4 protein-coding genes are annotated in these 2,081 nt (G+C 73.5%); 2 read left to right on the forward strand and 2 right to left on the reverse strand.

Annotation, left to right across the window (positions count from 1 at the left end; genetic code table 11):
- Positions 1-333, forward strand: a 333-nt coding sequence (locus PSH25_RS22175; RefSeq protein WP_238660902.1) for a sensor histidine kinase, incomplete at its 5' end; no start/stop codon positions are given.
- A 14-nt stretch (positions 334-347) separates the two neighbouring features.
- Positions 348-1,001 carry a response regulator gene (locus tag PSH25_RS22180; protein WP_196924633.1) on the forward strand — a complete coding sequence of 218 codons (654 nt, stop codon included), beginning with the start codon at positions 348-350 and terminating at the stop codon, positions 999-1,001.
- Between the two features lie 7 nt (positions 1,002-1,008).
- Here the strand turns inward: PSH25_RS22180 and PSH25_RS22185 are convergent, their stop codons facing one another.
- Together PSH25_RS22185 and PSH25_RS22190 are read right to left on the reverse strand one after the other, a co-directional pair.
- The gene (locus tag PSH25_RS22185; RefSeq protein ID WP_238660903.1) at positions 1,009-1,581 is read right to left on the reverse strand and encodes a DUF5709 domain-containing protein; all 573 of its coding nucleotides are present in this window, start codon (positions 1,579-1,581) and stop codon (positions 1,009-1,011) included.
- An 88-nt stretch (positions 1,582-1,669) separates the two neighbouring features.
- On the reverse strand, positions 1,670-2,081 hold a 412-nt coding region (locus PSH25_RS22190), incomplete at its 5' end, for an ATP-binding protein (protein ID WP_238660904.1).

The raw sequence follows: 2,081 nt of genomic DNA on the forward strand, positions 1-2,081 counted from the left end.
TCCGCCCCGGCCACCCCGGTGCCGCTGCCCCGACGGGTGGCCGGCGAGTTGGCCGCCGCGACCGGCGCGGCCCTGGACAACGTGGGACGGCACGCCGGTGGGCGGGCCTGGGTGCTGATCGAGGACGAGGGGGCGACGGTAACCGTGTCGATCCGCGACGAGGGGCCGGGCATCCCGGACGGTCGGCTGGACGAGGCCGCCGCCCAGGGACGGCTCGGCGTCACCCAGTCGATCCGGGGCCGGGTGGCCGACGTGGGCGGGACGGTCCGGATCGTGTCCGCCCCCGAGGCGGGCACCGAGATCGAGCTGAGCGTGCCGAGGTCACCGCGGTGAACCCGATCCGGGTGATGGTGGTGGACGACCATCCGATGTGGCGGGAGGGGGTGGCCCGCGACCTGACCGAGGCTGGTTTTCTGGTGGTGGCGACCAGCGGCGAGGGGCGACAGGCGATTCGGGTGGCCGCCGCCGCCCGGCCCGACGTCGTCGTCCTCGACCTGCAACTACCGGACATCTCCGGCGTCGAGGTGATCCTGGGGCTACGCGCGGCACTGCCCGCCGTACGGGTGCTGATGCTCAGCGCCAGCGGCGAACAGCAGAGCGTGTTGGACGCGGTCAAGGCCGGGGCCACCGGTTACCTGGTGAAGTCCACCGCGCCCGCCGAGTTCCTGGAGGCGGTGCACCGCACCGCGGCCGGCGACGCGGTCTTCACCCCCGGCCTGGCCGGGCTGGTGCTCGGCGAGTACCGCCGGCTGGCCGCCGGACCGGGACGGGGGACCGGCCCGGCCGGCGCTGCCGAACCGGCGACGCCCCAGCTCACCGAACGGGAGACGGAGGTGCTGCGGCTGGTGGCGAAGGGGATGTCGTACAAGCAGATCGCCCAGCGGCTCGGCCTGTCGCACCGCACGGTGCAGAACCACGTGCAGAACACCCTGGGCAAGCTGCAACTGCACAACCGGGTCGAGCTGACCCGGTACGCCATCGAACGCGGCCTGGACGACTGAGCGGACGTCAGACCGAGCGCGGCGGCTCCGTCTCGTGGATGGCCAGCTCCTCGGCGGTCGCTCCGCCCCCGGCCGATCCGGCGTCGTACGCCACCGAGTCGGTCTCCTGGTCGGTGTGCGACCCCTCGTCCGGTTCCACCAGCCGGCCCACCGTGGCGTCGGCCACCGTGCCGAGCTGGCCGTGGTCGTAGAGGGAGACCGGTGAGTTCGGGTCCGAGGTGGGCCCGGGATTCATCACGTCGGCGTCCAGCTGGGCCTCGGCCGCGGCTTCCAGATTGTCCGCCTCGAAGGCGATCTTCGGGTCGATGGTGCCGGCCAGCGGGTCGTCGGCCGGGCGCTCGTAGACCTCGCGGTCGAGCTTGTAGTCCAAGGACTCACCGTCGAGCTGCTCCTCGGCGGTCGTTCCGAACCGGTCCACCGCCACCGGCGTCCGGTCGCCGGGCAGCTGGGCCGGGTCCGGGCCGTCCGCCTCGCGCCCGGTGAGGACGTCGTCGTTGGCGGTCGAGTCGTCATCGGCGGTGTCGGGCAGCCCTTGCGCCTCGGTGTCGGACACGGGGGTCGGGTACTCGTTGTCGCGCATGTCTGATCACTACCCGCTGCCCTGCCGCCATAACCGGACGACCTTCGGCGGTACGGCGCGGAACCGGGCGCCGACGGCGAAAGCCCCGTCAGGCGGCCTCGTCGTCCGGGTGCAGCACGCACCAGACGACCTTGCCGTCCGGTACGGCGCTGCTGCCCCAGCGACGGGTCACCGTGTCGATCAGCAGCAGACCCCGGCCACCGACCCGGTTCGGCGGGGAGATCCCGGCGAACGTCGGCCGGCGCGGGGAGTGGTCGCGAACCGCCAGGTGCAGGGTGCTGTCCTGGGGTGCCAGCCGAACCGTCATCGGGGTCTGGGCGTGCGCCACCACGTTGTTGACCATCTCGGTGATCGCGATGCACGCCGGGTCGGTGAGCGTCGGCATGCCCCAGCGCTCGCAACCGGTGGTGACCAGCTCGCGCGCCTGCCGGGCGGCCCCCACCGCCGGGGCCAGGTCGGCGGTGAGCACCGCCGCCAGCGGTGTCGCCGCGACCGCGGCC

It is taken from the genome of Micromonospora foliorum (assembly GCF_022229015.1).
GTDB lineage: Bacteria > Actinomycetota > Actinomycetes > Mycobacteriales > Micromonosporaceae > Micromonospora > Micromonospora foliorum.

What these genes read in the sequence shown, in the direction of transcription:
- PSH25_RS22185 (WP_238660903.1), bottom strand. Translation starts at nt 1,581, where the DNA reads ATGCGCGACAACGAGTACCCGACCCCCGTGTCCGACACCGAGGCGCAA.
- PSH25_RS22180 (WP_196924633.1), top strand. Translation starts at nt 348, where the DNA reads ATGGTGGTGGACGACCATCCGATGTGGCGGGAGGGGGTGGCCCGCGAC.